General features: G+C 44.1%; 2 protein-coding genes. Both read right to left on the bottom strand.

Annotated features, from left to right (window positions below):
- Positions 1-203 precede the first annotated feature (203 nt).
- Positions 204-1,367: a type I glyceraldehyde-3-phosphate dehydrogenase gene (locus AAEY75_RS14035; RefSeq protein WP_352259898.1), complete on the bottom strand. Its 1,164-nt coding sequence runs from the start codon at positions 1,365-1,367 to the stop codon at positions 204-206.
- A gap of 183 nt (positions 1,368-1,550) precedes the next feature.
- Positions 1,551-3,485, bottom strand: coding sequence for a DEAD/DEAH box helicase (locus AAEY75_RS14030; RefSeq protein ID WP_352259897.1), 1,935 nt, complete (start codon positions 3,483-3,485; stop codon positions 1,551-1,553).
- Positions 3,486-3,916 lie beyond the last annotated feature (431 nt).

Here is a 3,916-nt window from a genome sequence, read left to right as displayed (position 1 = left end):
TTCAAGACCGGTGCATTCAACCACTCTGCCACGTCTCCATAGGTGCATCATTATAACGATATAAAATAAAAATGCAAGCAATTAATTTAACGAATTTAAATTATTTTGCTGCTATCATTAATTCCGTTTAAAAGAGCGTCAAGGCAACTGAATATAGATGTATAGGTGATACTTCAAGCAAGATTGATGCTGTTACTCTTTTATCAAGGATTGACTATAGGTTTTTTATTAGATGCCAGATGTAGGCACATATCTAGCAACCTATTGGCATAGCCCCACTCATTATCATACCAAGCAAAAACCTTATATTGCTCACCCACTTGCATCAACTGCTGCCCATCGATGATAAGCGACTCTGTCTGATGAATAAAATCACTGGAGACCAATGGCTCCTCGGTATAAGCCATAATATCAATTAAGCCACCTTGACTAGCCGATTTCAGCACGTCACGAATATCATCGACACTCACATTAGGCGCATCAAACACAAAAGTCACATCAATGGCGGCAACATCGATAGTTGGTACACGTATTGAGTGCCCATTTATTTTGCCTATCATCGCTGGTAGCACCCGCTCTGTCGCAGCGATACTGCTAGAAGTGGTCGGGATAATATTATAACCAGAAGCCCGCGCGCGTCTCGGATCTCGATGCGCCTGATCGAGTACCGTTTGGTCGGCCGTGACTGCGTGAATCTCCGTCATCATGGCTGATTTAACACCAAATGCGGTATCGAGGGTCGCAATCAAGGGTACCAATGCTTGCGTGGTACAAGAAACACTTGAGATAATCGGCAGCTCACGCGTTAACTCATCCGTGTTGACGCCCATAACGATACAGGCATCTACATCATCAAAAGGTGCCGCGCCAATAATCACTTGCTGAGCGCCAGCCGCTCTATGCAGCTGAGATTGCTCATAAGAGCGGAAATGACCTGTACATTCTAGTACCACATCGATACCCAGCGCCTCCCAAGGTAGGTTTTTCGGGTCTGCCTCCGACAGCATATTAATACAGTAGGTTAGATTGCTCTTCGTCAGACAGAGCTGAGTCTTGCTGGTATCGTCGGCACCACTCTCTACAATCTCGGCACTAACGCCCAGTCGGCTCAAACGCCCATGTGTACTATCAAACTTCAATAAATGCAGCAAGATATCCGCTGGCGCTAAATCATTAATCGCCACCACATGAATCGCCCGACCTAACACTTCAAAGCGCTCTAACAATGCACGCAACACATTGCGCCCTATACGTCCAAAACCATTAATAGCTACTCTCAGTGGCTGTGTGTGCTCACCAGTGGCATAAAGCGCTGCTGCTACAGGGTCAGATGTTAATTGATAGGTGGCGCTAGAAAAATCAGGCATAACAAGTTATCGCTATAAAGAGAGATATAAAATTGAGCACTGCAATTTCAGCACTACAATGGAACAAAAACCATGCGCTTTAATGGTTTTAACAATAGGTTGAATATTAGGGCATGTTGCCCATTCACAAGTAGGCACACAAGTGCGTACTGCTGATTGCCATAGTCGAGTGCCCAACAAGCGCTAAGGTGTTATAAAGATAAGTGCCAATCGAATGGTGTTGTAGTCAATGCTTTGCTTCAGATGGTCAAATATCGGACGCAGCTTAATACTACCATCATCATTAAAATCGTTTGGATTATTGGCAACTTTAATCACCACATAAGCATTACCAACGGCAGTCATCACCTCGTCTTCAGGACGCAGATGATCGCAAGCCAAGCCTGGGTCTTGAGATTTTAACTCACCGATATGGCGCATGATGGTGGACTGTGACAGCTGACGGGCTTGAGAGATTTCTGCAATAGACAGACTCTCTTCTAGGAGTACTCTGGTCGCAAGCAATGTACTGTCCGACTTATCAGACACCTGACTGCCCATTTTTTGCTTTTTATCTAGCTGCGCCTGCTGTTGCTCGCGGCGCTTCTTTTGTAGATTGGCATAGCCATCAATCACTGACTTACTCAGTGTACCGCCTGATTTTAGAACGAACTTCTCATGTGCCTGCGTCATACTCTCTTCATCGAGCATGGCATAGTTGGCATCAGCTTCTTCAGATAGCACTAAAAAGCGCTTGTCTGCACCGCGAGCTAATGGATCTAGCTGCAGGCTCATGTCGTTCATGCCTAGCAATTGCAACCCTGCTAGCGACTTGAGCCTTGATAAGGCTACATAGCCTTGTCCTAATTCAAAGGTACGCGACAAATCTATCTCAGCAGCGTCCAGTGTCATGCCTTGTGACTTATGAATAGTAATTGCCCAGGCTAGACAAAGCGGCACTTGCTCATAGCTCGCTAGCACTTCACCCGTCTCATCTTCGATGATCCACTCTTCAGGCTCAGCGATAACTTCACGCCCTGAGTTAAGCCTAACCACTGGCATTTTCTGTGTCGTTGGTTTTTTAGCTTTTGGTTTTTCTTTGTCTTTTTTGGTTTTACTCTTTGTACTTTTGGCAGATGCTTCATCACTGTCGGCAGTGCTGTCGATATCATCATCTTCAATCAAAGCCTCACTGGTATCTTTGCTATCGTCGATTTTCACCGCAGCAAAACCTATCAGCTCACCCATCGTACCGTTAGAGACACCAAGCTCGGTGTTGTTTTTGATAAACATCACCTTTGAGCCAACTTTGAGCACTAAATCATCTTGGGTACGTACTGTCTTTTTGAGTGTCTCAACCAGCTTACTATCACCCGTAGACGTGGCCTCAAAACGCATCATCTCACCAGATAATGCCGCCAATTCTTTATCATTGATTTTATTGACGTTGAGATTATGCGTATACAGACGGGTGCGCTTGATATCGACGTTTTGGTCAAAGGTAGCTTCTAGCGCAGCAATCGCGTCAAAGGTGACTTCTTGACGACGAATTTGATTTAAAATATCGTCCAAATCAAGACCACCGTTGGCTGCCTCGCTCACTTGACGATGCTGCTCAGACAAGTAGCAAATATGGAACTTGGCATCAAGCCACGCCTCAGACATAAAAGCAAACTTCTCACGGTTGCTTTCGCCCTTACTACCAATTGGCGGTAACTGAAAAAAGTCCCCTGCCACCACGACCTGAATACCGCCAAATGCTTTGTCGTTTTTGCGAATATGTTTGAGTACCTGACTCACCAAATTAATCTGCTTGGCATGCAGCATCGATATCTCATCAATGATGAGTACTGCCGTGTCCTTTAATCTATCTGCTAAAAACTGTTTGCGTGACAGCGTGGTGAGGTCTCGGTCACTTAGCTCATCTTTGATACCGATACCCGACCAGCTATGAATGGTCGTACCATTCATATGCGTGGCAGCAATTCCCGTACTGGCAGTGACCGCCACTGGCACACGGCGTGCGCGTAGATAATCGATGTATTGATTGAGTGTATAGGTCTTACCTGAACCTGCTGAGCCAGTCAAAAAGACATTTTGACCTGTTTTTAGGATATCAAGAGCAGAAGATTGACGCATATATTCAAACCAACCAATAACTTAGAAGAAAAAGAAAAGAGAGCAGCCATCAGCAATTTTATAAATGCCGTGGCTTAAAATATTGGCAATAATTATAACAGCTACATCAGCTTTACGAACCCTTTTAACTGACACATTTTCCATAACTAAATTTCATGAGTCTATTGATTAGTTATTATTAAAAGTGAGTATAACTCTGCTCAAAAGTTGAGTAGTATGAAGTGAGAACTCAACTAGGAAGATTCGGTGGCGATGAGATAAGCAGTTATTTTACACGATGATGTAATAAATAATTGCTTATATATGACTTGCCTCATACATAAAACAACAAGGAGCAGTTAATGTTATATCCCTATCCAAACACAGAAAAAAGCCAAGTCCAATTCCGCGAAAAATACGACAACTTCATCAATGGTGAATGGGTTGCACCC

It is taken from the genome of Psychrobacter sp. TB55-MNA-CIBAN-0194 (assembly GCF_040309505.1).
Classification (GTDB): Bacteria; Pseudomonadota; Gammaproteobacteria; order Pseudomonadales; family Moraxellaceae; genus Psychrobacter; species Psychrobacter fozii.
This window is presented reverse-complemented; position numbering and strand designations above follow the sequence as displayed.

Coding starts and splice junctions, on each gene's coding strand:
- AAEY75_RS14035 (WP_352259898.1), bottom strand. CDS start 1,367: ATGCCTGATTTTTCTAGCGCCACCTATCAATTAACATCTGACCCTGTA.
- AAEY75_RS14030 (WP_352259897.1), bottom strand. CDS start 3,485: ATGCGTCAATCTTCTGCTCTTGATATCCTAAAAACAGGTCAAAATGTC.